This is a genomic window from Streptomyces sp. CB02414 (assembly GCF_001905385.1).
Taxonomy (GTDB): domain Bacteria; phylum Actinomycetota; class Actinomycetes; order Streptomycetales; family Streptomycetaceae; genus Streptomyces.
The window spans coordinates 1,159,379-1,185,663 of sequence record NZ_LIPF01000001.1 but is presented as its reverse complement, the minus strand read 5'-3'; the positions used below and the strand labels follow the sequence as shown (position 1 = coordinate 1,185,663).

General features: G+C 68.2%; 24 protein-coding genes and 1 pseudogene. 6 read left to right on the top strand and 19 right to left on the bottom strand.

What is annotated here, in order from left to right; all coding sequences use genetic code 11:
* Window positions 1-4: 4 nt before the first annotated feature.
* The gene (locus tag AMK11_RS05360) at window positions 5-478 is read left to right on the top strand and encodes a carboxymuconolactone decarboxylase family protein (protein ID WP_073723554.1); all 474 of its coding nucleotides are present in this window, start codon (window positions 5-7) and stop codon (window positions 476-478) included.
* Window positions 479-524: 46 nt separating this feature from the next.
* On the opposite strand, the gene AMK11_RS05355 is transcribed toward AMK11_RS05360, so the two are convergent.
* The 8 genes from AMK11_RS05355 to AMK11_RS05320 form a co-directional block, all read right to left on the bottom strand.
* On the bottom strand, window positions 525-1,751 hold the full coding sequence (locus tag AMK11_RS05355) for a cytochrome P450 family protein (protein WP_073723552.1): 1,227 nt from the start codon (window positions 1,749-1,751) through the stop codon (window positions 525-527).
* A gap of 11 nt (window positions 1,752-1,762) precedes the next feature.
* The gene (locus AMK11_RS05350) at window positions 1,763-3,031 is read right to left on the bottom strand and encodes a cytochrome P450 (protein WP_073723550.1); all 1,269 of its coding nucleotides are present in this window, start codon (window positions 3,029-3,031) and stop codon (window positions 1,763-1,765) included.
* A complete protein-coding gene (locus AMK11_RS05345) occupies window positions 3,028-3,696 on the bottom strand; it encodes a GTP-binding protein (protein ID WP_383581762.1) in 669 nt (222 codons plus the stop codon). The genes AMK11_RS05350 and AMK11_RS05345 overlap by 4 nt, the downstream gene beginning before the upstream one ends.
* Window positions 3,674-4,027, bottom strand: a complete 354-nt coding sequence (locus tag AMK11_RS05340) for a DUF742 domain-containing protein (protein ID WP_073723548.1) — start codon at window positions 4,025-4,027, stop codon at window positions 3,674-3,676. Before AMK11_RS05340 ends, AMK11_RS05345 begins: the two co-directional genes overlap by 23 nt.
* Complete coding sequence (locus AMK11_RS05335; RefSeq protein WP_073723546.1) at window positions 4,024-4,464, bottom strand: roadblock/LC7 domain-containing protein; 441 nt, start codon at window positions 4,462-4,464, stop codon at window positions 4,024-4,026. The genes AMK11_RS05340 and AMK11_RS05335 overlap by 4 nt, the downstream gene beginning before the upstream one ends.
* Before the next feature lie 2 nt (window positions 4,465-4,466).
* Complete coding sequence (locus AMK11_RS05330) at window positions 4,467-6,185, bottom strand: ATP-binding protein (protein WP_073723529.1); 1,719 nt, start codon at window positions 6,183-6,185, stop codon at window positions 4,467-4,469.
* A gap of 552 nt (window positions 6,186-6,737) precedes the next feature.
* A complete protein-coding gene (locus AMK11_RS05325; RefSeq protein WP_073723527.1) occupies window positions 6,738-8,477 on the bottom strand; it encodes a hypothetical protein in 1,740 nt (579 codons plus the stop codon).
* Between the two features lie 162 nt (window positions 8,478-8,639).
* Window positions 8,640-8,990, bottom strand: a complete 351-nt coding sequence (locus AMK11_RS05320; protein WP_073723525.1) for a hypothetical protein — start codon at window positions 8,988-8,990, stop codon at window positions 8,640-8,642.
* A 280-nt stretch (window positions 8,991-9,270) separates the two neighbouring features.
* Between AMK11_RS05320 and AMK11_RS05315 the strand changes: the two genes are divergently transcribed.
* Window positions 9,271-10,506 (top strand): hypothetical protein, encoded by a 1,236-nt coding sequence (locus tag AMK11_RS05315; RefSeq protein ID WP_198941307.1) that lies wholly within the window; start codon window positions 9,271-9,273, stop codon window positions 10,504-10,506.
* An 85-nt stretch (window positions 10,507-10,591) separates the two neighbouring features.
* On the opposite strand, the gene tgmC is transcribed toward AMK11_RS05315, so the two are convergent.
* From tgmC to AMK11_RS05300, 3 genes are read right to left on the bottom strand one after another with little or no spacing between them, the layout of a single operon-like run.
* Window positions 10,592-11,797: an ATP-grasp peptide maturase system methyltransferase gene (tgmC, locus tag AMK11_RS05310; RefSeq protein WP_073723521.1), complete on the bottom strand. Its 1,206-nt coding sequence runs from the start codon at window positions 11,795-11,797 to the stop codon at window positions 10,592-10,594.
* Entirely contained in the window at window positions 11,794-12,756 is a 963-nt protein-coding gene (gene tgmB / locus AMK11_RS05305) for an ATP-grasp ribosomal peptide maturase (protein WP_241846891.1), read from the bottom strand. The genes tgmC and tgmB overlap by 4 nt, the downstream gene beginning before the upstream one ends.
* A 21-nt stretch (window positions 12,757-12,777) precedes the next feature.
* The gene (locus AMK11_RS05300) at window positions 12,778-13,044 is read right to left on the bottom strand and encodes a putative ATP-grasp-modified RiPP (protein WP_073723984.1); all 267 of its coding nucleotides are present in this window, start codon (window positions 13,042-13,044) and stop codon (window positions 12,778-12,780) included.
* Window positions 13,045-13,770: 726 nt separating this feature from the next.
* On the opposite strand from AMK11_RS05300, the pseudogene AMK11_RS05295 reads away from it, so the two are divergent.
* Window positions 13,771-15,045, top strand: a pseudogene (locus AMK11_RS05295) (transcriptional regulator).
* Here AMK11_RS05295 and AMK11_RS05290 read toward each other — a convergent pair.
* Entirely contained in the window at window positions 15,026-15,688 is a 663-nt protein-coding gene (locus tag AMK11_RS05290; RefSeq protein WP_073723517.1) for an HAD family hydrolase, read from the bottom strand. The pseudogene AMK11_RS05295 and the gene AMK11_RS05290 sit on opposite strands and share 20 nt — an antisense overlap.
* Window positions 15,689-16,215: 527 nt before the next feature.
* Here AMK11_RS05290 and AMK11_RS05285 point away from each other — a divergent pair.
* The gene (locus tag AMK11_RS05285) at window positions 16,216-16,716 is read left to right on the top strand and encodes a helix-turn-helix domain-containing protein (RefSeq protein ID WP_073723515.1); all 501 of its coding nucleotides are present in this window, start codon (window positions 16,216-16,218) and stop codon (window positions 16,714-16,716) included.
* A 30-nt stretch (window positions 16,717-16,746) separates the two neighbouring features.
* On the opposite strand, the gene AMK11_RS05280 is transcribed toward AMK11_RS05285, so the two are convergent.
* The 3 genes from AMK11_RS05280 to AMK11_RS05270 form a co-directional block, all read right to left on the bottom strand.
* Entirely contained in the window at window positions 16,747-17,244 is a 498-nt protein-coding gene (locus tag AMK11_RS05280) for a DUF6879 family protein (RefSeq protein ID WP_073723982.1), read from the bottom strand.
* 323 nt (window positions 17,245-17,567) lie between these two features.
* Window positions 17,568-17,771: a DUF397 domain-containing protein gene (locus AMK11_RS05275; protein ID WP_073723513.1), complete on the bottom strand. Its 204-nt coding sequence runs from the start codon at window positions 17,769-17,771 to the stop codon at window positions 17,568-17,570.
* A complete protein-coding gene (locus tag AMK11_RS05270; protein ID WP_073723511.1) occupies window positions 17,771-18,616 on the bottom strand; it encodes a helix-turn-helix domain-containing protein in 846 nt (281 codons plus the stop codon). The genes AMK11_RS05275 and AMK11_RS05270 overlap by 1 nt, the downstream gene beginning before the upstream one ends.
* Window positions 18,617-18,831: 215 nt before the next feature.
* Here AMK11_RS05270 and AMK11_RS05265 point away from each other — a divergent pair, with 215 nt between their 5' ends.
* Complete coding sequence (locus AMK11_RS05265; RefSeq protein WP_073723509.1) at window positions 18,832-19,461, top strand: ATP-binding protein; 630 nt, start codon at window positions 18,832-18,834, stop codon at window positions 19,459-19,461.
* Here the strand turns inward: AMK11_RS05265 and AMK11_RS05260 are convergent.
* On the bottom strand, window positions 19,458-20,210 hold the full coding sequence (locus tag AMK11_RS05260) for an HNH endonuclease (RefSeq protein WP_073723507.1): 753 nt from the start codon (window positions 20,208-20,210) through the stop codon (window positions 19,458-19,460). The genes AMK11_RS05265 and AMK11_RS05260 overlap by 4 nt on opposite strands.
* 164 nt (window positions 20,211-20,374) lie before the next feature.
* Between AMK11_RS05260 and AMK11_RS05255 the strand changes: the two genes are divergently transcribed.
* A complete protein-coding gene (locus AMK11_RS05255) occupies window positions 20,375-21,592 on the top strand; it encodes a DNA cytosine methyltransferase (RefSeq protein ID WP_073723506.1) in 1,218 nt (405 codons plus the stop codon).
* Here AMK11_RS05255 and AMK11_RS05250 read toward each other — a convergent pair whose 3' ends face one another.
* The 3 genes from AMK11_RS05250 to AMK11_RS05240 all read right to left on the bottom strand — a co-directional run bounded on the left by AMK11_RS05250 (window position 21,593) and on the right by AMK11_RS05240 (window position 26,238).
* Entirely contained in the window at window positions 21,593-22,045 is a 453-nt protein-coding gene (locus AMK11_RS05250) for a very short patch repair endonuclease (RefSeq protein ID WP_073723980.1), read from the bottom strand.
* A gap of 58 nt (window positions 22,046-22,103) precedes the next feature.
* Complete coding sequence (locus AMK11_RS05245; RefSeq protein WP_241846890.1) at window positions 22,104-23,045, bottom strand: NaeI family type II restriction endonuclease; 942 nt, start codon at window positions 23,043-23,045, stop codon at window positions 22,104-22,106.
* Between the two features lie 214 nt (window positions 23,046-23,259).
* The gene (locus AMK11_RS05240) at window positions 23,260-26,238 is read right to left on the bottom strand and encodes a Z1 domain-containing protein (protein WP_073723502.1); all 2,979 of its coding nucleotides are present in this window, start codon (window positions 26,236-26,238) and stop codon (window positions 23,260-23,262) included.
* Between the last annotated feature and the right edge of the window lie 47 nt (window positions 26,239-26,285).

Sequence of the window (26,285 nt, the reverse complement as noted above, 5' to 3'; positions counted from 1 at the left end):
CACCATGGAAGCGCGTCTCAACATGTTCGCCAACCCGATCGCGGGCAAGCTCGTGCGCCACATCAACTCGGCGGGCAAGGTCGTGTCGGACTCGACGCTGCCGCACGCGACGCAGGAGCTGGTGAAGATCCGCGCCAGCCAGATCAACGGCTGCGGTTTCTGCCTCGACATGCACACCAAGGACGCCGCGAAGGCGGGCGAGACCTCGCTGCGCCTCAACCTGATCGCGGCGTGGCGGGAGGCCAAGGTCTTCACCGACGCCGAGCGCGCAGCCCTGGAGCTGACCGAGCAGGGCACCCGCATCGCCGACGCCGCCGGCGGCGTCACCGACGAGGCGTGGGCGGAGGCGGCGAAGCACTACGACGAGGACCAGCTCGCCGCGCTCGTCGGCCTGATCGCCCTGATCAACACGTACAACCGAGTGAACGTCATGCTCCAGAACCCGGCGGGCGACTACGAGCCGGGGATGTTCGGCTGAACCCCCGGCCCTAGTGCTTCCCGGCCCGGTCCTGCCCGCCCGCCGCTCAGCCGGCGTGCAGCAGGACCGGGAGCCGCTGGTGACCGTTGCTGATCAGGGACGGCACGGGCGGCAGTTCCTCCGCCGGATCGGCCAGGCGGATCTCGGGGAAGCGGCCGAAGAGGCTCTCCAGCGCGAGGGTCACCTCCATGCGGGCCAGCGGCGCGCCCAGGCAGAAGTGGACGCCGTGGCCGAAGGCCAGGTGCTCCTTGACCGTGCGGGTCGCGTCGAAGGTGTCGGCGTCCGCGTGCCAGTCCGGGTGACGGTTGGCGGCGGCGTACGAGACGAGGATGGCCTCCCCGCGCCCGATGGTCCGCCCGTCCGGCAGGGGGATGTCCGTGACGGCGTACCGCAGCGGCAGGTGCTTGACCGCCGGTTCGTGGCGCAGCGTCTCCTCCACCACGTCCCCCCAGGTGACCTCGCCCTTGCGGACCAGCTCCAGCTGGTCGGGGCGGGTCAGCAGGGTGTGCGCGGCCTGGTCGATGACGTTGACGGTGGTCTCGTAGCCTGCGCTGATCATCAGCAGCAGGGTGTCGCGCAGTTCCTCGGGGGAGAGGCGGTCGCCGTCCCCCTCGTCGTCCCGCGCGGCGATGAGCAGGGACGTCATGTCGTCGCCCGGGGCGGCGCGCTTGGCGGCGATGAGCTGGTCCAGGACCTCGTACAGGCGCATGGTGTTGGCCTGCGCCTCGGCCTGGTCCAGCGTGGTGTCGAAGACACCGTCCACGAGGGCGCGGAAGCCGTCGCGCCGTTCCTCGGGTACGCCCATGAGGTGGCCGATCACCGCGATGGGCAGCGGGTAGGCCAGCTCCTGCCGCAGGTCGACCGGTTCGCCGGCGGGCAGTTCCGCGAGCCGGTCGACGAGCCCGGTCACCATCGACTCGACGGCCGGACGCATCGCCTCGACGCGGCGGGCGCTGAAGGCGGGCGCCACCAGCCGGCGCAGCTTGCGGTGGTCGGGTCCGTACGCGGTGAACATGTTCTCCACCGCCACCCACAGGGCCAGCGGCCAGGTGCCGACGACCTCGCCGAAGGCCGGCCAGTGCACGCGGGCGTCCTTGGAGACGTCGGGGCTGGTGAGGAGCTGTTTGAGGAGGGCGGGATCGCTGACCGACCAGGCCTGGACTCCGAGGACGTCCACCAGCGTCGCCGGGCCGCGGTCGCGCAGGGCGCGGTGCTCGGCGTGGTGACCGGCGCCGGTCGGGTCGAGGACGAGGGCGGGCTGCTGGGTCGCCATGGCCTGGCTCCTTAGTGTGCGGCGGGGTGCGAGGTGGGGTGCGTGGTGTGCTGTGCGGCTGCGGGGGTGACGGGGAAGGTGACGGGCAGGGAGTCCAGGGCGCGGTGGAACGGGCCCGGACGCCACGTCAGTTCGGCGAGGGGCCGGGCTAGGTCGGTCTCCGGCAGCGCGTCCAGGAGGTGGGTGACCGCGGTCTCGGCGATGAGGTAGGCGTGCGAGCGGGCGGGGCAGGTGTGCGGGCCGGTGCTCCAGGCCAGGTGGGCGCGGTTGCCGCCCTGCTGCCCCTCGGGCACGCCCTCGGTGAGGGCCGGGTCGTTGTTCGCCGCCGCCATCGAGATCACGACCGGCTGGTCGGCCGGGAGCAGCACGCCCTCCACGTCGATGGGGTACGGGGGGTAGGAGATGCAGTAGTTCGCCATCGGCGGGTCGGTGTAGAGGACGGCGTCGAGCGCGTCGCGCACCGTGGACAGACCGGCGTGCAGGTCCGCGGAGAAGTCGTCGTCGGTGAGGATCTTCAGGATCGTGTTGCTGATCAGGTTGGTTAGCGGCTCGATCCCCGCGCCGTACAGCGTGACGAGCTGATGGCTCATCTCCTCGTCGGTCAGCTCGGCGGTGTGCAGCGTCAGCCGGGAGGTGATGTCGTCGCCGGGCTGGGCGCGGCGCAGGGCCACCAGGTCGGACACGGCCTGCCCGAGGATCTGGTTGCCCTGCTCGGCGTTGGTGGTGTCGAAGATCTTCGCCATGCCGTCGGCGATGCGCTGCCCGATCTCGTCGGGGCAGCCCAGCAGCGCGCTCAGTACCCGGAAGGCGATGGGGAACGAGTACTGGGTGAGCAGGTCCGCCGACCCGGCGGCGCGGAATCCGTCGATGGCGCCGTCGGCGACCCTCTCGACCAGGGCGCGCAGCCCGTGCTGGTCGACCTTGTCGATGGCGTGGGTGTTGGCCGCCCGGTAGCGGGCGTGCTCGGCGCCGCCCGAGCGCAGCGCGTTGGGCCGCCACTCCATCATCGGCCGGACCGGGCAGGTCGCCGGGATGAGCTTCTCCCAGGCGCGCGGGTCGGCCGGGAAGTGCAGCGGGTCGTTGAGGATGCGGCGGGCCTGGTAGTAGCCGATCACGAGGGTCGCGGGGACACCGGGCGCCAGGTCGACGGGGACGAGCGGGCCGTGGGTGCGGCGCATCCGCCGGTAGGCGGCGTGCGGGTCGGCGGCGAACTCCGGTGCGTACAGGGCGACACGGCCCGGCGAGCCGTCCGGTGCGGGCTCGGCGGAAGGCAACGTCATCGGCGGGACTCCAGGAGGGCGGCTGAACGGTGCTCGGTGAGGTACTCGGTGAGCGTGATCAGGGCGTGCAGGGAGGATGTGCGGTCACGGGCGTCGCAGTACGTCAGCGGGGTGGCCGGTTCGAGGGCCAGCGCCTCGCGCAGCTCGGCCTCGGGGTAAGCCGGGGCACCGGGGAAGGTGTTGATGGCGACGGCGTACGGGATTCCCGCGCCGTCCAGCAGACCGAGGGCGTCGTGGGAGGCGTCGAGGTCGCGGGTGTCGGCCAGGACGAGACAGCCGAGGGCGCCCTCGGCCAGGTCCTCCCACAGCGGCTGGAAACGGGACTGCCCCGGCAGCCCGAACAGGTACAGCGCGATCCGGCCGCCGGCCATGTGGATGCGGCCGAAGTCCATCGCCACGGTGGTCGTCGTCTTGTGCGGGGTGCCGCGCAGGTCGTCCACACCGGCGCTGATCTGCGTGATCGGCTCCTCCATCCGCAGCGGCCGTACTTCGGAGACGCTGCCGATGAACGTCGTCTTGCCGACGCCGAAGCCGCCCGCCACCACGATCTTGGCCGACCGGGTCACCGAGGCCGGGACATAAGTGACGGCCGGGTCCGCCACCCCGTCGGGCCGGTCGGGCCGGTCGGGCCGGCCGGTTCCGTCAGACCATGGAGCGAAGTCCACGGAGTACCTCCTGCAGCAGGTCGAAGTCGGGCTGGTCGTCGAGCGCGGCGACCGGGCTGGAGAGGTGGCCGGAGTCCATCAGCGCGGACACGAGGATGCGCACCGTGGAGGGCGGCAGCTCCAGCGCGGCGGCGATGTCGGCGACGGCCAGTCCGCCCCGGGCGCCGGCGAACAGCCGCATCACCCGGCGGGCGTCCGGGCCGAGGGTGTCCGTGGGACCGTTCGCGGCGACGACCACGCTCTCCAGGCGCACGTCGTCACGCGCGCGGACCTGGCCCCCGGTGCGGACGTAGGGCCGGACCATGTCGGGGTCGCGCCGCGGCCCGCTCATGCCGGTGAGCCGCCTTCCGCGACCGGTACCCGCTGCTGGACCGGCACGCGCTCCTCCGTGGCCAGTTCGTGCCCCACCCGGGTGGCGAGCCGCACCATGTGGTGGGAGATCAGGCCGACGTCGGCGTCCGGGCCGGTCGTGCACACCGACAGCATGGTGTTCTTCGCCGCGGTGGTCGTCAGGCCGATGCAGCCCACCGACTCGATCAGCAGCTGCCGCATCCCCGCGCCGCCGGTGAACTCGTCCCAGGCCTTGCCCGCCGCGCGCAGCGCCGCCGTCAGCGCGGCGAACCTCTCCCCGTCGTCCTGGCCGATCGTCTCGGTACGGGCCTTCAGCAGCCCGTCGCTGCTCATCAGCACGGCGTACCGGACGCCCTCGACGCTGCCGAGTTCCTGGTCCAGCAGCCAGCCCAGGCTGTTGGTGTGTGTGTCTTGCACGATCAGTGTCCTTCGTCGTCAGCGGCGGTGCGGGGGGATGTGCCGGGGGTCCGGGCGGCGTCGTGGGTGGCGTCGGCGGAGGCCCGCGAGGGCTCCCCCTCCCTTCCGCGGCGACTGCCGGCCGCCCAGGCCGCGGCGACGGCGGGCCGGCCGGGCTCAGTGTCGTCCGAGGCGGCGGGGCGGCGCGCGGGAGCGGGAGCGGTGGAGCGGCGGCGGACGGTCAGCCCGCTGGCGGTGGTGGCCGAGGGGGTGTCGGTCGAGGGGGCGGTGGCCGAGGGGGTGGCTCCGACGGACGGGGCCGCCGAGCTGCCCGTGGCGGCGGTCACCGGCGGGGCGGCCGGCTCAGCGCCGGGCTCAGCGGCGGGTTCGCGAGGCGCGGCGGGTTCGGCGGTCGCGGCGGGCTCGACGGTTGCGGCAGCCACGACGGTCGCGGCGGGCGGGACGGGAGACGCGGCTACCGCCTGGGCCGCGGGAGCCGCCTGAGCCGCCGGGGCCGCGTGAGCCGCCGCGGCAGGTTGGGCCACCGGGACAGGTTGGGCCGCAGGGGCCGCCAGTGCGGGCTGGGCCGCCTGGGCCGGTTGCGCGGCGGCAGCCCTCGGCACCGCCTGGGCAGCCGCCGGATCGACGAGGAGGTTCTTCGGCAGGACGACCATGGCCCGGGTCCCCTGGTAGATGTTCGGCGCGGTCAGCTCGACGCGGAAGCCGTAGTGCTCCGCCAGCAGGGACGCCACGCGCAGCCCGGTCTGGGGATGGGCGCCCAGCCGGGTGATGTCGTCGCGCTGCTCGCCGGACATCACGTCGCTGGCCCACATCAGCCGCTCGTCGTCCATGCGCAGCCCGGCGTCGTCCACGATCAGGAAGCAGGCGTGGTGCCCCTGCTCCAGCGACACGTGGACACTCGCGGCGGGCGGCGAGTAGCGCAGCCCGTTGTCCAGCAGTACGGCGAGCGCGTGCACGACCGCCTCGACCGCGCGGCCCTCGACGACCACGGACCCCATCTCGGGGTGCTTGACCCGCTCGTACCCCTCGATCCGGCCCATGGCCGCGCGCACGATGTCGGTCAGCGTGGTGGCGGGCCAGCGCCGGGACAGCTTGTCCCCGGCGAGCACGGAGTACCCGGAGGCCGTGAGCAGCATCTGCTGCGCGAGGTGGTCGATCTCCACGAGCGTCGCGTAGGCCTCGTCCGAGATGTGCCGCCGTACACCCTGGCTGACGGCCCGGCCCAGCCTCGCCGACCGGGCCACGATGTTGTTGGCGAAGCCGCGCACGGCGGCCCGGGCCACGCCGGCCGACTCCTGCCGTACCTGCGCGATCCGCCGCTCGGCGTCCTGGCGTACCTGGTCGGCGGCGTGGGCCGCGGCCCGTTCGGCGGCCGCCCGCTCCCGCGCCCGTACGTCCCCCACCGCCGAGGCCAGCGCGCCGGGTACGGCACGCAGCCGCTCGGCGAGCGGTGTCCCGTCGAGCTGCGCCGGCACGGGCAGCGGCCCGCCCTCGGTGCCCTCACCACCGTGCCCGCCCTTCACCACCGCCGGGATCACGGCGGCCGTGAGGTGCCCCACGCACTGCTCGGCCGCGACGAGTTGCAGGGTGAGCCGGTCGGCGTGCTCGCGCAGCTGCTCGGAGCGGCGCCGGGCCCGCCCGTACGCGCGCCGGAAGTACCACGCGGCCCCGACTCCGGCCACCGCCAGTACGGCGGTGGCGGTCACTATCAGTTCAGTCATCAGGTCCTCACGGATGGGAAGCCGTCGGTGTGGGGGAGGGCGGCCGGGGCCGGACGGCGCGAAGCGGCGAGGCGCCGGGGCGGCCCGATGACGACCGGGCTCTCAACAGGCCGCAGCGGACCGGTGTCTCCCGTGGCCACCACGTGCCGCGGAGTCGGCGACGCGGACGACGGCGAGGGCGCACGACATGGATCTCCAAGGAACACGCGAGGGCCGGTACGAGCGGCGGACCGGTCCGAGCAGCGGGGCGACGACGACGCGGACTCGAAGCGGAAGGGGACCGCGCACCATCCCGACCCGTTTCGAACTCCCGTATCCACGACCGGCGTTCGACTTACGGAAGGGGACCATACCGTTTGTGCTCACGATGTGCTCAAGGGTCGTGCGACCCCGGTGACCATGGCGGGTAACCGCCGTGGGTTTGACGCGAAAAATACGTCGATGACCGCCGAACCCCTATGGCTGAAAAGGAAGTTGGAACGAGAGGCGGTGCACTGGTAAGAGGCGTCCGGGACGGTGGACGACCCCGCCGTCCCTCACCCCTCCCCGGGGTCACCCGGAGGCCAGCTGCTCCGCGATCTCCTTCACCCAAGCGGCCTTCCGCTCCGGGTCGTCGAGGGTCGCCGCCCACGCCTCCGGGGCCAGCTTGTGCTGTTCGGGGCCCGCCTTGAGCGCGACGAGCAGCTCCCGGGCGGACTGCCGCAACTCGGGCGTGGTGTCGGCGCTCCCGGGGACGCCGGGTCCCGCCGCCAGGCCGTAGATCTTGCGCGCCATGGCCTGGCGCTCGCCCTTGGACACCTTCTTCCAGACCTTCAGGGCGTGCTTCAGCGAGTCCGTGCGGGACTTGCCCTCCACCGGTCCCTCGTCCTCCGCCGCCCAGCGCTCGGGGTGCCGGGCCTCTTCGTAGCGCTTGGTGACCGCACGGCCCGCCTTGTAACCGGCGACGCCGAGGACGAGACCGGCCCCGACCGCGGCGGCGATCCAACCGCCCGGGTTGCTCCCCAGCGCACCCGCCGCGGTCACCGCCACCACGATGCCGCCCGCGGCCTTGGCGGGCTCGCCCACCACGCCGCCCACCGTCTCCTTGCCGATCTTGGCGACCTGCTTCTTCTTCGCGTACTTCTGCGTCTCGCCCAGGGTTTCGGTGTCCTGCACGGCGCGCTGGTGGGCGGCCGCGGCGCGGCCGGCGCGCTCGTACTCCTCCCGCAGGGCGTCGAAGGCGGCCTCCGCGGCCGGGTACCACTCCCTGGGCGGGCGCCCCTGGCCGGCCTCCGTGATGGCGTTCAGCCGCTCGAACGCCTCGTCGACCCGCTGCTCGGCCCGGTTCGCCTCCTCCTGCAACCGGCCCAGCAACTCGGCGTGCACGGCGCCCGGGTCGCCGAGCCGCTTGATCCTCTTGTACTTGCGGGTCGCGCCCCCGACCTTGCCCGCGGCCCTGGCGCCCTTCCACAGGCCGGTGACGGCACTGAAGATGCCGCTCACCTCGGCGGCGGTCGCGGCGTCCGCCGCCCCCTGGACCTTGGTGGCCTCCTTGGCGACGGCGGCGCCGTACCCGCCCGAACTGGCCGTGCCGACGACCGCGTCCGCCCCCTTCGTCTTCCCTTTCCTGCTCGCCGTGTGGTGCGCGGCCCCGGTCCGGTTCCGCCTGGCGTCCTTCAGGTTCTTGAGCGAGTCGTACGCGTTGACCACGACGCCGGTGACCTCGGTGAGGAGGTTCCACGCTCCGGCGGAGGTGCCCGAGGCCGCGGCATCGTGCTTCAGGGCTCCGTTGCCCGAGGCGGTGGCCGCCTGGCCGAGACCGGCGCTGGTGGGGGTCTGGGCGCCCTTGACGGCGTTGTCCACGGGGTCGAGGTTCTTCTTGAACCGGTCCATCAGCTCGGCGGCCCGCTTGGCCAGGTCGTTCACCGGCCTCGCCCCGGCGGCGGTGTCGTCCACCTGGGTCTCCCGCGCCGTCTCGAAGCTCTCCGTCTCCCGCGCCGTCTCGAAGCTCTCCGTCTCCCGCGCCGTCACGAAGCTCTCCGACGCGCTCGCCGTCACGAAGCTGTCCGGGGTGCCCGGCCGGGACGACCCGGCGGACTCCGGAGCCCGTTCCGCCGTCGCGTTCCTGACGCGCTGCACCGCCGCCGTCGCCGCCCGGTTGCCGACGGCGGACTGGAACTGGAGAAAGGCCGTCTCCGCCGAGGTCCCGGACGCACTCCCGGCCCGGCTCCCGCCCCCTTGCCGACGCTGCCTGGCCGACGCCAGCGTGGCCACGGACGGCCGGGGCGAGGGGTGCTGGACCGGGGTGCTCATGGGGACATACCTCTCCTGCGCAGGACCGGGCGAGGCGAAGGTAGCGGTGCGCGGCCAACGGGAGAGGTGCGGCGGGGAAACTCCCGGGGGACGGTGGGGGACGCGTCGCGGCCGGAACCCGGACACGGCCGGGAGCGGCAAGGCTGGAGAAGCTCAGTCCTCCTACCAGACGGAGCCCGTGTAGATCCAGCCGCACCAGTCGTTGGTGCGGTTGGAGTACTGGACCTTGAACCACTCGTTTCCGTACTTGTTCCTGACGCTGTCGAAGAAGGCCAGCGAAGCACCCCGGTACACGGTCTTCACCACGGAGGTCGACTGGTAGTAACCAGTCCTGATGTACCCCTTGTCGACAACGACCTCGACCCGGTCGGTGGCCGTGCCGCTGCACATGCCCTGGACGGCGGCCGGCAGTTCTGGCGGGGCGGCGGCAGCGGCGGGTGAGGCGCCCATGGTTCCGGTCACGACCGCGGCCGCAGCCGCGGTTCCGGCCAGCCGACGAAGCCTGCTCATCATGTCACTCCCCCTTGAGGATGGGTCGTTCCTGTCCTCGGCCAAGCTAGGGGGAGGGCGTGCCGACCTGGTCCTGCAACTCTTCAGGTTGACTTCGGGCCGCCGATGAGTGTGTGCACGTACCTGCGGAACAAGCCCCTCCGTGATCATTCGTGGCCAGTTCGGGCCTCACACCACCACCCTGTGTGGCCGCTACATTCACCCCCGACCCGACCCACTCGACCAGGGGGAACAGTCAATGACGCGCTCCGCACGACCCATCAGCCGCATCGGCAGATCACTCATGGCGGTGACCGCCACCGCGGCCGCCGGGGCGGTCACCGCCCTGAGCCTCGCCGCCACACCGGCCGCCGCGGCACCCACCGACGCGACGGCGCCCCGGCCCGGCGACAGCTGTACGGCGGCCGACCTCGGCACCCGCCACCCGTACATCAAGACCACCGAAGTGTCGCCGACGATCACCCACTTCAAGGGCTGGTACGTCACCGAGGGCACCACCGGTGAGCAGACCGTCAGCACCGACACCACGACGGTCATCAAGGTCTCCGTCGGCCTCAACGACACGATCGAGACCAGTTTCGCGGTAGAGGCGCTCAGCAGCGTCAAGGCGACCGTCGGTCTGGACGTGCAGCTCGAGTACACCTCCACCAGCAATGAGTCGAGCTCGGTCACCTGGAACCTGACCCAGCCGGGCTACTACGGCTTCTACAAGGGCACCAAGAAGGTCACCGGCACCTACGGAAGCCTCAACTGCAACCGCGCCCAACAGGACGACGGCAGCTGGGCGCTGGAGTGGACCGAGGGACCCGGCGGCGGCAGCTTCACCACCTTCACGACCCTTGAGGAAGGCGCGGTGCGCTGCGAGGACAGCGTGCCCGCCGACAGCATCATGGCCAAGGCGCAGGCCCTCCTCGACTGCGGCTCGGCGGCCGCGAAGGCCGACCACCCGGCGGGCGCGGTGGCGCCGACGGCGCAGCAGAAGCAGGCCCGCTCCGCGCCGGACCCGGCTCCCACCACCGGCACCACCGCCGAACAGCCCACGGCCACCGCGCACAGCGCGCGGGCCGCCCTCGACTGCTCGGCCGAGGCCTACAAGATCGCCGTACCCGGCAAGCCCCTGTCCTGGGGCGCCCCGCTCCTGGCGGACGACGGCGTCCGACTGCGCCCCTCGTCGATCTTCAGCGCCCACCTGGACAACTGGCGCCTGTGCAACGTGACGGAGCGCGACGGGGTCATCGAGGCGTCCCTGTGGAACTGGGGCAACGGCGGTTGCGCGACCATCGCCGAGCAGAACGCGTCCACCGAGCGGGCGGTCCTGATGACGGTCCCCTGCGCGGAGGACGACCTCCAGCGGTTCTACATCTACCGCGACGTACCCGGCAGCTCGAAGATCGGTGTGCAGAACAAGTACACCGGTTCCATGATGGGCTACGACCGGTACGCGGACGGGGAGTTCATACGCCAGTACTCCAGCGGCCGGCAGGACGGCACGGGCACGTTCGACCTGACCGCGGTCTGACGGCGCCCGCACCCAGCGAGCGGCCCCGCACGTGAGTTCCTGAGCCCCCGAGCTCTTGGCTCCGTGCGGGGCGCTTCCCTGCCGATCAGTACCCTCGGGGCAGTCGCAGCCGCGGCACGTGTGCGTGCAGCAGCCGTTGCCCGTCGCCGTCCATCCGCAGGGTGTACGTCTCCGGCCCGGGCCGTCCCGCGGCGTCGAAGGCGTCGATGAAGTGCTCGACCCGACTCCACAACTTGAGCGGACCGCCTTCCCGGACCCTCCAGTCCCCACCCTCGGGAGTGAGCGTGGCGGCGGACCCGGAGACCACGTCGATGAGGTGCGGCACATCGCCGATGGTGACCAGCTGCGCGTCCGGTACGGCACTCTGGGCGAGGAACCGCAGGTGGAAGGCCTCCTCGGTCGGAGCCGTGAGCCGCTCCGGCGCGTGCCGCGCGGACCGGGACCGCTCCTCGTCGAGCCCCGCGACCCAGTCCGCCGGATTCCCGTACGCCGGTGCCGCATCGGTCCGGGCGGGCATGAAGGAGATGGTCCCCGGCAGCAGCGGCCCCTCGGCGGCCCCGTCCCCGGCGACGGTGAGCAGGACGCGGGCGTTGCCGTAGAGCCATCCCGACAGGGGCAGCAGGATCTTCCCGCCGGGACGGACCTGCCGGAGCAGAGCGGGCGGCACGGACCGGAAGGAGCAGGCGGCCACGATCCGGTCGAACCAGGCCTCGGGCCAGTACCCGTACAGCCCGTCGGCCCGGGCGAGCGTCGGCGTGTAGCCACAGCCGTACAGGGCGTCGGCGGCGCCTGCCAGCCTGGCGGGATCGACCTCGATGCTGGTCACGTGCGACGAGCCCAGCCGTTCACAGGCCAGCGCCGTCGAGTACCCGGTCCCCGTCCCGACCTCCAGCACCGTGTGCCCTTCGCGGACATCGGCGTCCGACCACATACGCAGCACGAGCGATGGGAGCGTCGACGACGACGTGGGCGCTCCTCCGTGCCGTACGGCCGGCTGCTCCCAGTCGGTCTCTTCCCCGTCGAACTGGGTGACCAGCGTGGCGTCCGAGTACGACGCCGCAAGCCAGCGGCCGTAGTCGAGCTTCGACGTCACCGGCTCCCACACCGTCAGCCCGCGTACGTCCGGTTCGTCGGCCGGGAGGTAGAAGCCGGGCACGAAGGCGTGGCGGGGCACCTTCCCCGCGGCCGCGAGCCAGTCCGGGTGGACCGGTTCCCCGGCATCGGTCAGCCCCTTCACCATCGCCGCGCGCAGCGCCCCCGCGTCGTTGGCGAGGTCTGTGGGCAGAGTCATGAGCTGCCAGTCCCTTCCGTGCTCAGAATGTCGGCGAAGGCTTCGGTGATTGCGGGGGCGTCCGGAAGCCAGCCCCACTGACCGTTGGGATTGCACTCGATTGCGTGCCAGTCCTCCGGATCACTTCCGTCACCTGTGAGCGCGAAGTCGAAGCACCCGAAAGCCAGCCCGGAAGCAGCCAGATAGCCGTGCAGGGCGGCTTCGACGACTGGGGGCACGACGACGGGCGCGTGGACGAGGTCGCTCCAGTCCCCGCACCGCCAGTCGACGGCTCCGCGCGGTGAAGTGATCCGCTGGGCGAAGACGCGCCGGCCGACCACGGTGATCCGTACGTCGCTGCCTTTCGGAACCTCGGCCTGGAACAGATGAGCCGTCACCGAGAGCGAGTCATCGAAGTCCTCCGAATGAACACGCTGAGTCCAGATCGCACCCGCTCGCCCGTCCTCCCCGGGCGGCAGCCCGCGAAAGGTCTTGCACACGACGGACGGCTGCTCCTCGGCGAACTCCCGCGCCGCCACGTCATCGTTGGTGACGAGCGTCGCCGGAACCCGTAACCCCAGCTCGGCGAAGGCTTGCAGCTGCCCCGGCTTGAACTCCGCGCGGGCCACAGCCGCCGGATGGTTGACGTACCGGACGGAACGCAGACTCCGCAGCACACCCCCGAGCCCGTGCCTCGCCTCGGCCGCCGCGAATCGCCGCTGCTGTCGCGGCAGCTCTCCGAACCGGTCCGAGTAGGGGGTGGGGCGACGGTAGTAAACGGCTCCGATCTCCCCGAGGTCCACCTCCCGGCTCTCCGTACGCAGCGGCCCACTCCACGCAGGCTCACCGGCCCCGAGGCGGAACCCGAAGGTCAGACGTCGGCCGATGTCGGCCGGGTCGGCCCTCACCACCGGCACCTCGCGCTCGTTCAGCGCGGCGATGACCCAGTCCGCGGTCACGTCCTCCAGGGCAGTGAGCACCAGAACGGTACGTGTCATCGTTCAGTCCGACTCGTAGTCGGTCGTCGTGTCGTCCTGAGACTGAGGCTGCGGCTGCTGCCCGTCCCCGCCGCCCGAAACGGACGCCGTACTGCTCGTCCGGGACGTCCCGTGCTTGCCCATCTCGACCACCTTGCCGAGGGCGTCGGTGTAGCGGGCGGTCTGGGTGGTGGCGTCGAGGGTGACGGATGCGTAGGGGGCCGGTGAGACAGGGAGCCGATTGGTGACCAGACGTAGGGCCCAGGGGGCCGGTGTCGTCGTGTGAGCCATGTGTTCACTCCTTTTCGCGCAGGAAGCGGAAGCGAGAGTCCCGACCTGCTCGGTTTGCTGAGCGAGGCGTGCCTGTCCGTCCCGTACCAACGCCGTGATCGCACGGGGAGCGCACAGGTCGCCTTCGTACCGAGGCGGGACCACCCAGTAAGTGCCGGGCGGCTGCTGCCGGTCGATGTGGGGAACGCCGAGGTAGGTGCCGTGGCCGAGACAGGTCGCGATGTCGTCGTACGGCCATACGAGAGCGACATGGCCCTGGATCAGCGCGTAGTAAGTGCCACCCTCCACCCGTCGGTCGTGGATGATCGACCCTCCTAGCGACTCGCCCAGGGACACGGCGACTTGATCGGGGTCCTCGGAGCGCACCGCCGCGTGAACGACGCGTCCGGGCAAGCGCACAGCCGCGAAACGCTCCCCGAGCGGCAGGAGCGCGACGCCATGGGTTGCCCACTCCAGCCGAGCCCGCTCCGGATTTGGACCACTCCGGGCCAGCCACTCGGAAATGACCCTGTCCAGAGCCTCCTGCGTGAACACCGATGCCTCCTGCGCCTCTTCATGGTGGGGTACGCGGTTCAGACTCCACGAGCAGGCGGACTGAACATAGGTCTTCTGAGGGCCTTCGAGAGGACTTGAAGCGGACGTACCGGCCAACTTGAGAGTGGTAGAAGGCTCCGGAGCGGACTCGCTGTGGGAGGCTTGAACGAGTCGAACCTCCAGGAGGTGTCCGTGACCAGGCCGACAGGAAACGTCCGTCTCAAAGCGGCACGTGTGGCCGCCGGGTTCAACTCGCAGCAGGGCCTCGCCGATGCCCTATCGGAGCATGCGAAGCGCATGGGCGTCCGCGGGCTCTCCATCGGGGTCAGGCAGGTCCGGCGCTGGGAGTCCGACAACCCGCCGTGGCCGCAGCCGGACTGCCAGCGTGTGCTGGCGCAGTTGCTGGGCCAGAGCCTGGAGGCCCTCGGATTCACACCGCCATGAGGCACCGACGGAGTGAGTGCAGGCCCTGGGCAGCGCGTGCCCGTGCCAGGGGCAGCGACGGCCCTGGGACTACCAGGTGTCCCGGGCCGGAGAACAACAGCGTCCCACCCGGCAACCGTGGGAACAGACTTTCACGCGGTGACCAAGTCGCACCGGCGGCTCTACTGGACGGTCGCACCGGCCGGCCTGCATCCCGCCGTCGAGGCTCACGCCACGTTGGGCTGCGTCCTGCTTCGGGAGGCTGCCGAGCCCACCCGGAGCGTGATCGCCGCGGCGTTGGCGGAGACGTACCTCCTGGCTGGCCGGATCGAGTTCTTCGACCTGCGTGAGCCCGGCCTGGCTCACGAGACGCTCCTCCTGGCGCTGCAAGCGGCCAGTGAGGCTGATGCACCGCTGCTCGGCTCGGCGGTCATCGCGCACATGGCCTTCATTCCCGGCTGGGTCGGGGACCGTGAGGCAGCCTGTGAGCGAATGACCGCAGCACGGACCTACGCCCGTCGCACCCACGCGTCGGCGGAATTTCTGGCCTGGTTGGACGCGGTCGAAGCGGAGTGCGAGACGCGGTGCGGTGATCCCCGTATGGCCCTCCGGCTGATCGGGCACGCCGAGGATGTAATGAAGGACGGCAACGCCCACTCGTCACCGGAGTGGATGGACTGGTTCTCCCCGGCGAGGCTCGCGGCCTTCAAGGGCAACACGCAACTGCTCGCCGGGCACCTACCGCAGGCCCGCACGACCTTGCTGGAGGCGCTGGACGCCATGGCGCCCGGCGAGGAGAAACAACGAACCGTCGTCTACGGCGATCTGGCGGCCGTCGAAGCTGCGTCCGGAAACCCGGAAGGAGCGTGCTCGTACGCCGGACAAGCCCTGGACCAACTGGCTCTGACCTGGTATGCAACCGGCATGGACCGAGTGCGCGAAGTCCGGCGCGCGCTGACTCCTCACCAGCAGGAGCGCTGCGTTCGCGACCTGGACGACCGCCTCTACGACTGGTCGACCACAGTTAGTGCGCTGAGCCGTTGAACCGACGGATCAGGCCGTCAAGTTCAGCCAGGGTCTCAATACGGAAGGTCGGCAGCTCCCGGGCCTCCGTGCTCTCCCACTGGATGGTGGCCCAAGGCCCCCGACGGACGAGTGCGGTCTGCATCCCTGCTTCGCGGGCCGGCCGGATGTCGTTGTCGCAGCGATCGCCCACGTACAGGATCTCGTCGGCCTCGAAGGGAACCGCCTCCGCGACCCGCTTGAAGAACTCGGGGTCTGGCTTACTGGCCCCCCAGTCGTCAGACGTGCCGATCAGGTCGACATCGGAGGAGAAGAGCTCGCGGAGGATGCCACCGGCGCGGACCGTCTGGTTCCCGGCGATGCCGAGCCACAGGCCATCGGCCCGCAGCCGTTGCAAGGACTCTCGGACGTCCCCGTAAAGATCACCCTCGTCGAAGGTCTCGGGCTGCCCGGCATCGGCTCTCTTCTCACGCTCCGCGTAGAGGTCGAACCCGGGCCGGAACTCCTGGAAGACCTCACGGTAGTCGCGGCCTTGGGCGATCACGGCGCCGAACATCGCATGGAAGGTGTGCCGCGGCACCCCAAGCCAGTCCGCCCACGTTCCGTACTCCCCGGTCTCGTCCACGAGACACTCACCGACATCGAAAGCTACTGCGCGGATCATGGGCGCAGGATATCGAGCCGGGTCCCGAGGCCCGTGGGTAGAGGGCATCGCACCGAACGGCCCTGGGGGGCGGGCCCACCACAGTCCGTGGAACACCTGAGCTCGGCCTCTACGGACCCGGCCCCGGGGACCTCAGCCGCCGAAAGCACGCCACGACGGTGGGACAGCCGGACGGTCGCCCGTCACGTGTGCCTCCATCAGCCACGTCCGGGCATCAGCCACGCCATTCGATGACGTTGGAGTACCCGCGACGGCCAGTGACGGGGCACGGCGTCCGCCCACGGGGCAGTGAGGGGAGGCGAGGACGGCGGGCCCCTTACCTGTTAAAGACGCACGATCCCGGCCAGGCCGGTGACCTGGGGGAATGCAAGAGGCCTACTACAGTACTGGATAGTGTCATTCAGACCTGAATAAACGATCTAGACTATGCAGTGCTGAATCGCATCTCGGCAGCTCTGCAATGCTTCAGTCAGCGCTGCCCGTCTTTCATTCACCCTTGGGGGTACTCTGTGCGTGCGGCCCGGCGAGTGACCCGGATCGAGACCGTGAACAAGCGGACGGGCGAGGTGAACGACTTCACCGTCCACTCCTCGGCCTCGGCCGCGCACGGTCTCTGGTTCAGGGGAGGAGGATTCACCACGATGGGATACGCGGCACACAACGCCCTCGCCGACGCGAATCTCAGCGTCAGCGCATACAAGCTGTTCCATAAGATGTGCGCCCTCCAGAACCGCAAGGATCACGGCTTGGTCCTGGTGGAGAGCCAGACGAAGTTCGCCGAGCAGGTGGGCATGTCGCAGGCGTCCGTCTCGCGCGCCCTCAAGCAGCTCGCGGCCGAGGGGTTCATCTACCCCGACGGCCGCAACTGGCGCATCCGTCCCGATTTTGTCTTCAACGGCAATGGAGTAGCGCAGGGCCAGGCGGTGCAGGGTATTCCTGCCGGGACTCCCGACCCGTACGCAGGGGAACGTGCCGACCTAAGGGTCGTCGACGGTGGCGACGAGGGACGGGACGGCGACCAGGCCTGAGGTTTTAGGCGACGAGGCAGACGGTCGCTGTCAGCCCGGGCGGTACTCGTCGTGTGGGATCGCCCGCTCCCACACGGCAGCGAACGCGGAAGTGCACAGGCTGACGACGCTCTGGTCGGTCGAAAGTTCCTCGCCAGTCATCGTCCCATCCCCGGCAAAGTGGTTGAACAGGACGGATGTGTCGTCGAAGAGCCAGAAGTCGTTTCCCGGCAGAGCAAGGCCCGAAGCCTGCCTGCGGGGTAGCCAGCGTACGTCTTCGCCGGCCTTGACGTTGTGCCCGCTGGTCAGCTCGTACTCGTAGCGAGCGTAGGAGGACAGTGGTTCGGAAACGACACGAGCGCGGTGCACGGCCACGCCGCGGGCCACCGCCGAGGAGACGAGCTCGATCCACCAGGGCCAGCGCTCCGCTGGGTCGAACCGGTGGCCCGCTGACCACTCCCGGTAGTCCTCGTCAAGGCCGTACGCGTCGCGCATCTCCAGGTGATAGGCGCTGTGCCGGGCTGACCGGAAGAGCTCCTCAAACGTCATCTGAGGCACGGCCGCTCACCTCCGGGATGAACTGCATAGTGCGCGTGGGCAGCTCGATCAACGTCTCGTGCCCGGGGTGTCTCACCGCGCCAGAAGCTCAGCATCTGTGACCCGCCAGTGTCGCTGATGCAGTTCCCCGCTTCGTCGTCTAGATACACGGCAGAAGAACCGACGTTGGGACTCTCGGGCCCTTGCCCAGGCGGCAGCGTCATGATGGCCTTCGGTGGCATTGAGGAGTGTCGAGATGAACAGGCTTGCGCGGCCGCAGCTCTGCGTGTCGGCTACTTGCACGAACTTCTATGAGTCTGGCTCTCTGTGGTTCGTCAGCCCTGGCGTAGCGCCTCGACGAAGCGACGCCAGGCCTTGGCGTCTACGGATAGGACAGGGCCGTCTGCGCACTTTGAGTCGCGTATGAGCGTTCGAGGCGAGGCGTGGGCGCACTCGACACACTCAGTGGCGTTGCCGCCGCTGTACGACGACTTGAACCAGGAAGGCGCAGGGGTAGCAGGCTGGCGGCTGAGAGACATCACAGCTCCTTCTGGACGCGGTGCATCATGGCGGAGGAAGCTTCCACGTCCAACGCTTGTGCGCGTAGGTACTCGAACGCAAGTCTGTACCGCGCCAGTTCCTCGTCCTTCTCCAGGAAAAGCGAGCCCGTATGGAAGTCGACGTACACGACGTCCAATGTGGGCTCGATACCGCCGATGATCACGAAACTGCCGAGGGCGGCGCTGTGGGCTCCCTTGGAGAACGGCAGTACTTGAAGCGTGACGTGGGGAGTGTCGTTCGCTTCGAGCAGCCGACCGAGCTGTTCCTTCATGATCTCCGGGGAGCCGACCACGCGGCGGATCACTGACTCGTCAAGGATTGCCCACAGGCGTGGCGGCTCCGGCCGGTTGAGGACCCCCTGCCTCTTCATACGGATGTCTACAAGCCGTTCGACCTCGGCTGGTCCCAGCGGCACCTCGTTCGCCTTCTGCAAGGTGGTGCAGTAGGCGCGAGTCTGCAGAAGGCCGGGGACGTAGACGCAGGAGAAGTGGTTCTCGTGAACGGCTTCGTCCTCCAGTGTCAGCAGCAAGTTCATACTCTCCGGGATGGAGTCGGCGAACGAACTCCACCAGCCCTGCTGTTTCGCGTCCTTGGCCAGCCTTACGACAGCCTCTCGCTCGGCGTCCGACGCTCCGTACTCGCGGCAGAGAGCGTCGACGACGATCCACTTCACTGGCCCAGCCTGAGTCTCGTACCGGCTGACTGTCGCCTTGGATACACCGACCAGTCGCCCTGCGTCCTCAAGGGTCATTCCCTTGTGTGTACGCAACTTGCGCAACATGGCGCCCAGTTGGCGACGGCGCGTGGTGGTCCTTACGGGCATGGGGCTCCTTTGAGGGGGCCGGCGCATCGCGCTCGGGCGTGAACAGGCTAGGCATCGCGGCGGGCGGCTCACCATTGGATTCACTCGATCGAGAACCGATGAGAAGTTACATGGCGAGAGTTCTCTGTGTCATTCTCACGTTACGGACCGCTACGCATTGCAGCCGTAAGGGCACGGTGGGCGCAGCATGAGCGTGGCGGGGAGGAGGAGTGCTCATGTCTGCTGATGACGCCACGGGCTGCGTACGCCGCTGCATCCTGCCTTTTGAGGCGCTGCCGTCAGAAGTGCGGCTGCTTCGGAGAGCTGCCGCAACCCAACTAGCTCAGTGGGGAATCCCGGTGGCCCACGACGAGGCGCAGCTCGTCGTCACGGAACTGGCGACGAACGTCATCAAGCACGTGGGTGAGGGTGCGTCGGCAACCCTGGTCCTTGAGAGGAAGGACGGGCGGCTGCGCGTGGAAATGCACGACAAGAACGCGTCGCTGCCCATCTTGCGAGCCGCCGCCTGTGACACGGAATGTGGCCGTGGTCTGCACATGCTCATGGCGATGTCGCTGGACTGGGGAGTCATGATGACGGCCGTAGGCAAAGCAGTGTGGTGCGAGATCAGCTTGGGCTCCGAGGCGATGTGCCGTCGAGTCGAGCGTGCCGTGCTCGCGCTGGAGAACTATCAGGCGGGCCGCGGCAGGGTCCTTGAAGGGCGCCCACGCGAAGCGGCTCTCGAGGAGTCGGCGATCGAGCTGATCGCCGACCTACTGCACTGGGCGTCGGGGCGCGGTCTGGCTCCGGATGACGTGTTGGACCAAGCCCAGATGCACTACGAGGCGGAAGAGGAGGCCGCCTAGTGTTCATCCGTCTCGCTTCTCGGCGCGCGCATCAGCTCCCGGAGGGCGGCCGGCGTGCGCCAGGATTCCCCGGGGCTGGCCCTGTGGCACATGCGGTGACAGTTCGCGCACAGGCACGCGAGGTCATCCAGCCGGGTCTCTCCTACTCCGGAGATGTGAAGGGGGGTGAGGTGGTGGACTTCGATGTACTGCTCGCCCAGTTCCCCATACGTCTCAGCGAAGCTGAACGCACAGACTTCGCATCGGAGCGGAGCGCCGTGACGCTGAACGTGCTTGATCTTCTGGGCCCGGAGCTGAGGGTTCCGTTCGCGAGCCAGAGCCCGTCGGACGAGGAGTCGCCCCTCGATGGCAGAATTGCCCGTTTCATCGACTTCGTCGGGTTGTGCGGGAAGCAGGTGCAGCTCGCCAGAGCCGATGCCGTCCTCAATGGCCTGGGCGACCTGAAGCATTTCTCTTTCCCGCGTGATGAAGGCCTGGATCATGAGCAGTGTCGGTCTGCCGCACCGGGTTGCTTTGCCGACGTAGTTCGGGTGGTTTGTCATGAAATCCGTAGTCTTGCGGCTCACGCTGTCTACGGATCTGAAGGAGGGTAGTGTGCGCGCCTCGGGTTCGTGGAGCGGCAGCGACCGGAGCAGTTCCGACATGTACTCGACCTCGCGATCTCCTGTTCGCAGCTCACGCCAGCCGTTCCGCACCACGAGGGCTCCGGCCAGCACGAGTTCGTCCGCAGTCCAGGCAGGTATCCGCATGTGGAATATCGTATGAGTGTTCGCTGTGGCGTGAGGCGTGTACGGCGGACCGTGAGACGTGCTGCAAACTTGGTGAGGTCTCGTTGTTGTCAGTGGGGTCTGTCACCCTCAGTGATGGTGGGCTGCAAAGAGTGCCTGCCGCTGCACGACTGTAAGGAGGGGGCATGACCCGCACAACTGATCCGAAGCCCGCAACGGAGGAGCGAAGGGAACCCGCCTTTACGTCGATCGAGATCTGCGCAGGCGCCGGCGGCCAGGCCATCGGGCTGCATCAGGCCGGCTTCGGGCACCTTGCGCTGGTGGAGATTGACAAGTACGCGGTTGAAACGCTGCGCCTCAACATCGAAGATCATGAGGTGTGGTCCTGGGAACGGGACCATTGCGACGTCCTGTCGGCCGACGTCACGAAGTTCGAGCCTCACCAGGACCTGCACAAGGGTGCCGGTCTGCTGGCGGCCAACGGGCTGGATCTCCTGGCCGGGGGCGTGCCGTGCCCGCCCTTCTCCCACGCGGGCAAGCAGCTGGGGAAGGACGATGAACGTGATCTGTTCCCCCGCATGCTGCAACTGGTTGAGAAGCTGAAGCCCCGAGCGGTGATGATCGAGAACGTCCGCGGGATCATGGACCCGAAGTTCTCTGATTACCGCGACTGGATCAGGGCTCGGCTCGAGGGGGGCGAGTACCGGGCGGACGATGGACAGACCGCCCGTGAGGAGGGTCTCGGGTACACCGTCTGCAGGTGGGACGTCCTGGAAGCCAGCGACTTCGGCGTCCCTCAGCTTCGTCCGCGTGCCATCCTCGTCGCGTTCCGTGATGACGTCATCGAGGACCTCAAGTACGAGTGGCCCGCGCCCACTCATGAGGAACCGGTCAGTGTCGCGGTGAGCCTTGAGCCGACCATGCGAGAGAGGTACAAGCGGTACTTCAACGGCGTGCACGGGGAACGTGCCCGCCAGGGCTTCGACCGGTGGCTTGAGAAGGCTCGCAAACGAGACGCCGAACTCAAGGGCAAGGGCGGAGGTATCGCTCCCACACTCGTCGGCGGCTCGAAGAAGCACGGTGGCGCAGATCTCGGGCCCAGTCGTGCCAAGGCGGCCTGGAAGCAACTCGGGATCTCGGGCATGGGTGTCGCCAACGACATCGAGACCTGCGAGCAGAAGGCCAGCGAAGAGCGTGACCTCTTCGGTGCTGATGGCCCGATGCTCACAGTCCGGCAGGCTGCTGTGATCCAGGGCTTCCCGTCGGAATGGGACTTCTCGGGTGGGAAGACTGCACAGTACCGTCAGGTGGGCAACGCCTTCCCTCCGCCAGTAGCCCGAGCTGTTGGGGAGTCGATTATGGAGGTACTCAAGGCGGCCCGTGAGCGTGACGGGAAGGACTGACTAGCTGCTGGGTCGATCCTTTCGTGCGGTGTTGCGACGCCTTTCTACTTCCGCAGCGATGTAGGCGGCACACTCTTCCGGCGGTTCGTGTTCCCAGAACCGGAGCACCGTCCAGCCCTCCGAGGTGAGGCGCTGGTCGGTGTCTCGATCACGAGCCATGTTCCGTGCGACCTTGTCTGACCAGTAGCCAGAGTTGGTTCTGGGCGGTACGTAGTGCTCAGGGCACCCATGCCAGTAACAGCCGTCTATGAAGACAGCCACCTTCGAGGGGCGGAAGACCAAGTCAGCCGTCCGGCGAAGATCGGGAAGCGGCCTCGCGGCCACCCGATAGCGCAGCCCCTGCGCGTGCACCAGTTGTCTGATCAGGCGCTCGGGTGTGGTGTCCCGACTGCGGATCGCCTGCATGTTGCGCCTTCGCGCGGCTGAGGAAGCCCAGGAGCCGGCGGGGGGCACCCAGGCGGCAGTGCCGCCGGGCCCGCCTGCCTGTGTGTCCCTGTTGCTGCTTGCCTGGTCAGGCTTCTTCTTCACCCGTGACCTTCGGTAGGAGTGGTGCTGTCACCACTGGGTCTTCCGGCCCTGCCAGGACCCAGCGGCGCCCCTCCAGTTCAACATATGGGCGGTCGCCGTGGTGAGGCATGGCCTCAGCTACCCGAAAGCTTACAAACTCCCCTCTCTGGGGAACTTCTGCCCCGATACGGTGAGCGATATCCCGGTGTTTTCTGTAGGGGCCAGCAATTACGATGCCCTTCTCGCGAAGCACCGTGCGCGCCCGCCCCTTGCCTTCCCGTAGGCGCGCCATGTAATCCAGTTGTTTTGCGGCGGTCCGTATGGCGCCGCGTCCGATACGGCGGTTCTGTACCCGCCGAAACAATTCGATGACTCGCCGCTGCCCTTTACCGCGTCCTTCGATAAGAATCTGCTCGCGCGTGGCGTCATCGAGGTGGAGAAGCACGTTTTCTGGTAGCTCTGCCTCGTGCCAGAGCCAATGCACTTTATCCATGCGATGCTTTGCCTTCAGAGTGAGCTTCTTGTCGCGGTTGCTACCAGTGTTGAGCCATTCCTCGCGCACTCGGAAGATGCCGGCACTCCACTTGCTTCTGCGGTCGTCGGCCCATACCAGAAGACACAGATGTCCCATTGCCTCAGGCGGGATCATCCATCCGCCAAAGTCCTGCGAGAACTTGCAGTCGACGTCTACACCGAGAATCTTGTAATCCATGGGGTGCTGGCCGTGCAATCCTACGTCTGCACCGTCGTCGAACCTGAACTCGCGCTGCAAGTTAATCTCGACGAGAGTGCCCGCGTGGGTCTTTTCGGTCTTGAAGAGCTGCTCCCAGGCGTATCGACCGGTCGCTTCGCCGTTCAGTAATTGGTCGATCGTTTCGCGAAGAACTGCGGCGAATCTATTTCCGTCAGGATCGAGTGAAAGGATGTGGTCGGCGACCTTCTTCACGTCCGAATCCTGCGCGACCATACTGTGCCGTGCAATCCAGTTGGCCGCTCGAGTGTTGGCGTCTTCGTCGAAGGGAAGCAATTCCTGCCCTAGGGTGTGAGTCGACGTGTGAGGCGCACACGAGTGCGGACACTGTGCGCATCGAGGGTGAGGGCCAGGCCAAGGCCAGGCCCTCAGCGGGGCGCCTGCTGTCCGAGCAGGAGGCGCCCCGTGCTCATGAGGACTGTGGCACTGTCACAGTGGCCTCGTTGCTGAAGCGTGAGTCCTTAGCCCGGAAGCGCACCAGGCGGCGATCTGCGTTGGTGGCTGACTTCGGCGGGATCAAGGTGAAGGCCATGACGACCTTGGACGGGTCGGCGGCGCCGTTACGGACGGCCGCCCGGACGCTGTCGGTGCTGGTTCCCTCCACGACGGCGTAGACCAGGGCGACGCCGGTCCTGGGCCCGACCTCCCGGCCTGATCCGGCAGCAGCCTCATTGATGAGCCGTTGCGCTGTGGTGCGGTGCTCGACGCTGGCGATACGGCCGAAGGAACTCTTGCCGTCCTGAATGCTCCTTCGAACGAGAGACAGGGGGGCGGAGCCCAGGACGCTGGCCTCGATGCGATTGTCCGAGGCGAGCCGAGGGGAAATGAGAAGCCAGTCATCGACCTTTGCGAGGCTGCCGTCAAGCTGGCGCAGGTAAGTCAGATGAGGCTCAAAGTACTGTGGCCGCTCCCATTCGAGCTGGGACAGCACCCCTACCAGGTTCCCATGCGTCACCGTGGCTGTGAGAGCGGTGAAAGTCCTGGTGAGTGTGCTTGAGGAATCCGGAGGGTTGCTGAAGGGCAGCGGTGTGGTTCCCAGCGCATGCAGTAGTGGCCGCCAGCGCTCTGTGTTGCGCTTGTTGGCGGCACTGTTCAGAGGGTAGGCGGCGGGCTCGATAGGCCGGCCCGGGGACCGGACCTCTACAAGTTCCGCGTTGAACATCTTGTTCCGCGCAGAGGGCTTCAGCCACGGCAGGTGCTGGGCTACCAGTGGGGGGATCTGAACTGGTGTTACTTGGGGCTCTCCGTCCACCAACTCGGAGTACTGGGCAAGCTGCTCCCGGAAGCTCTCCTCATCGCGGCAGACTGCTTCGTACGCTTCGTAAAGGTCGACGTACTTGTCACGGCCGAACGGCTCTTCACGGCCGATGTAAAGCCGGACGAGGTCTCGGTATCCGGGGCGGAAGCCAAACCATCGCCCCATCTGCATGAGCGTGTCGGCTTGCTGAGTGGTTCGGCGATAGTAGGTGACGGTGAGCCCTTCGACGGTGAAGCCGCGGGACAGCTTCGTACCCCCCACGAGGATCTTCCAGACGTTAGGTGTCCGGTCAAAGTCGAGGTCGAGTTGGGCGAAATAGCGGTCCGTGTCCCCGTTCACGACGACAACCGGATTGCCGCCGCTGCCGATGCGCTGCCGTGCGGCGTGGACGTACGGACGCAGCTCGGCGTACGAGGACGGTTGCGGAAGGCTGCTTGCGCGTGCTGCCGTCACGCGCGCGAAATCTGCCTCCCACAGCGCGGCAAGACGGTCGTGCCCTGCCGTGGAGCTATAACCCGCCTGGTGCCACAGAGAGTTGATACGAAGCGCCAGGTCAGCGTGGTCATCCTGACGTACTGACTCGTGAGCGAGCATGGTGTGATGCCGGAACGCTGCGTCGGGCACGCCATGGTCTGCCCGATAGAGCTTCAGCGCACCCGACAGGACGAAGGCATCCATGGCCTCCTGGAGTCTGTCGCCCGTGGACTCGTAGATGCCCCGAACGTGGGCCTTCTCCTGCGAGTTGGTATAGGTGCGCTCTTCCCCAGGGACGGGCGAGTTCAGGTCATGGAAGTCCTGGACACCCATGTACCCGGCCGGGCGTGGCAGAGAGATCAGGAAGTCGCTGGGGAAGATGTCCATGTCGTCGCCGGGGTCGACGAAGACGTTGGCGAAGGGTGTCGCGGTGTATCCCACGTACTGGGCTCGCGGCAGCAGTTCCAGGAGCTTGGATATCAAGCCGTTGATGGCTGTGCGCTCAGTGCTCCCACGTTCCCACTTCTTCGGGTCTGAAGTGTTCACTGAAGCCTGATCGGACTCGTCATCGATGATGAGAGCCGGAAGCTCCCCCAGGATTCCGTGGATCTGCTTGAGGTCTTTGACGAGTTTGGTGAGGACAGACTTGTTCTTCTTCACGACAAGGATCCGCGCCGCTGCGTGGTGAAGGTTCGCCGGATCGTGCAACGGGCGGGCAGGCAAGCGCTTCTCGAATTCGAGGGCCCGAATTCCTTGTGCAAGGCTTTTGTAGTCATTCTCGCGTGTCGTCAGCCGCTCGATGTCGAACGCGCCAAGCGTGGACGGACGGCCACCGTGGCGCACGAATTCCGGCCAGTCCTCGTCATCACCCACATAGTCCACCCCGACCAGGGAGTCCACGTCCGTGACGTCAGCGCCACGCAGGATGTTCTCCTGGCCAATCAGCTCCATGTCCAGGCGTCGCTGGGTTTGGGCGCGGAGCAGGTTGAGGGTTCCCCCGAGGACAATGACTAGACGGTACCCGGCGTCAATGGCCTTGGCGGCCACTCCTGTGAAGTTTGCTGTCTTCCCGGACTGGACGTAGCCGACAACCAGGCCTTTTGCCTGTTTGGCGAGCTCCTGTTCAGGATCGGTGAGACGTTCGACGACTGAACGACTTGCCTGGTCGAGGCTGGCGATAGCGGCTTCGGACCATCCCTTGTCGCGGAGCTTCTGCTCGTAGGAAGCCCAGTAGAAGGATCTGGCCGCTGCGCGTTCAGGGGTGTACCACGGGGTGAACTGCCGGGTGATGACGGTCTCGCCGGGGACCTTGGCTACAGGAACCGCTTCGTCCAAGGCCTTGCGAAGTTCACTTCCGAAGCGAAGGCGCTCGTAGACCACGGCGCGCCGTTCCTCGGTGCGAGCACAGGAGCCCTCGCCCCATGAAGGATTGTCCGCGAAATCCCAGGTGGTGAGGTGGCGGGACCAGAGGGCGATCAGGGTTTCCTCACCGCTGATGAGGAGGGAACGGAAGAGTTCCTCCCCCAAGTCTGCATCTGGCTGACGGTCTTCTGCGGCGAGCGTTGCCCATCGCTGGAAAGGACGCGGCAGAATGCTCATGCCCGCCAAGGCGTCGGCGTGGATGTCAAGGAGCACGCCAGGGGGAGTGTTGGTCATCTCTTGTTCCTCGTTCAGGGCCAGAACAGGCGTGAAGTCAGAGCGGA

Bases quoted from the DNA above. Each gene is read 5' to 3' on its own strand.
- AMK11_RS05360 (WP_073723554.1), top strand. From the start codon at position 5: ATGGAAGCGCGTCTCAACATGTTCGCCAACCCGATCGCGGGCAAGCTC.
- AMK11_RS05355 (WP_073723552.1), bottom strand. From the start codon at position 1,751: ATGGCGACCCAGCAGCCCGCCCTCGTCCTCGACCCGACCGGCGCCGGT.
- AMK11_RS05350 (WP_073723550.1), bottom strand. From the start codon at position 3,031: ATGACGTTGCCTTCCGCCGAGCCCGCACCGGACGGCTCGCCGGGCCGT.
- AMK11_RS05340 (WP_073723548.1), bottom strand. From the start codon at position 4,027: ATGAGCGGGCCGCGGCGCGACCCCGACATGGTCCGGCCCTACGTCCGC.
- AMK11_RS05330 (WP_073723529.1), bottom strand. From the start codon at position 6,185: ATGACTGAACTGATAGTGACCGCCACCGCCGTACTGGCGGTGGCCGGA.
- AMK11_RS05325 (WP_073723527.1), bottom strand. From the start codon at position 8,477: ATGAGCACCCCGGTCCAGCACCCCTCGCCCCGGCCGTCCGTGGCCACG.
- AMK11_RS05320 (WP_073723525.1), bottom strand. From the start codon at position 8,990: ATGATGAGCAGGCTTCGTCGGCTGGCCGGAACCGCGGCTGCGGCCGCG.
- AMK11_RS05315 (WP_198941307.1), top strand. From the start codon at position 9,271: ATGGCGGTGACCGCCACCGCGGCCGCCGGGGCGGTCACCGCCCTGAGC.
- tgmC (WP_073723521.1), bottom strand. From the start codon at position 11,797: ATGACTCTGCCCACAGACCTCGCCAACGACGCGGGGGCGCTGCGCGCG.
- AMK11_RS05300 (WP_073723984.1), bottom strand. From the start codon at position 13,044: ATGGCTCACACGACGACACCGGCCCCCTGGGCCCTACGTCTGGTCACC.
- AMK11_RS05290 (WP_073723517.1), bottom strand. From the start codon at position 15,688: ATGATCCGCGCAGTAGCTTTCGATGTCGGTGAGTGTCTCGTGGACGAG.
- AMK11_RS05280 (WP_073723982.1), bottom strand. From the start codon at position 17,244: ATGACGTTTGAGGAGCTCTTCCGGTCAGCCCGGCACAGCGCCTATCAC.
- AMK11_RS05275 (WP_073723513.1), bottom strand. From the start codon at position 17,771: ATGTCTCTCAGCCGCCAGCCTGCTACCCCTGCGCCTTCCTGGTTCAAG.
- AMK11_RS05270 (WP_073723511.1), bottom strand. From the start codon at position 18,616: ATGCCCGTAAGGACCACCACGCGCCGTCGCCAACTGGGCGCCATGTTG.
- AMK11_RS05265 (WP_073723509.1), top strand. From the start codon at position 18,832: ATGTCTGCTGATGACGCCACGGGCTGCGTACGCCGCTGCATCCTGCCT.
- AMK11_RS05260 (WP_073723507.1), bottom strand. From the start codon at position 20,210: ATGCGGATACCTGCCTGGACTGCGGACGAACTCGTGCTGGCCGGAGCC.
- AMK11_RS05255 (WP_073723506.1), top strand. From the start codon at position 20,375: ATGACCCGCACAACTGATCCGAAGCCCGCAACGGAGGAGCGAAGGGAA.
- AMK11_RS05240 (WP_073723502.1), bottom strand. From the start codon at position 26,238: ATGACCAACACTCCCCCTGGCGTGCTCCTTGACATCCACGCCGACGCC.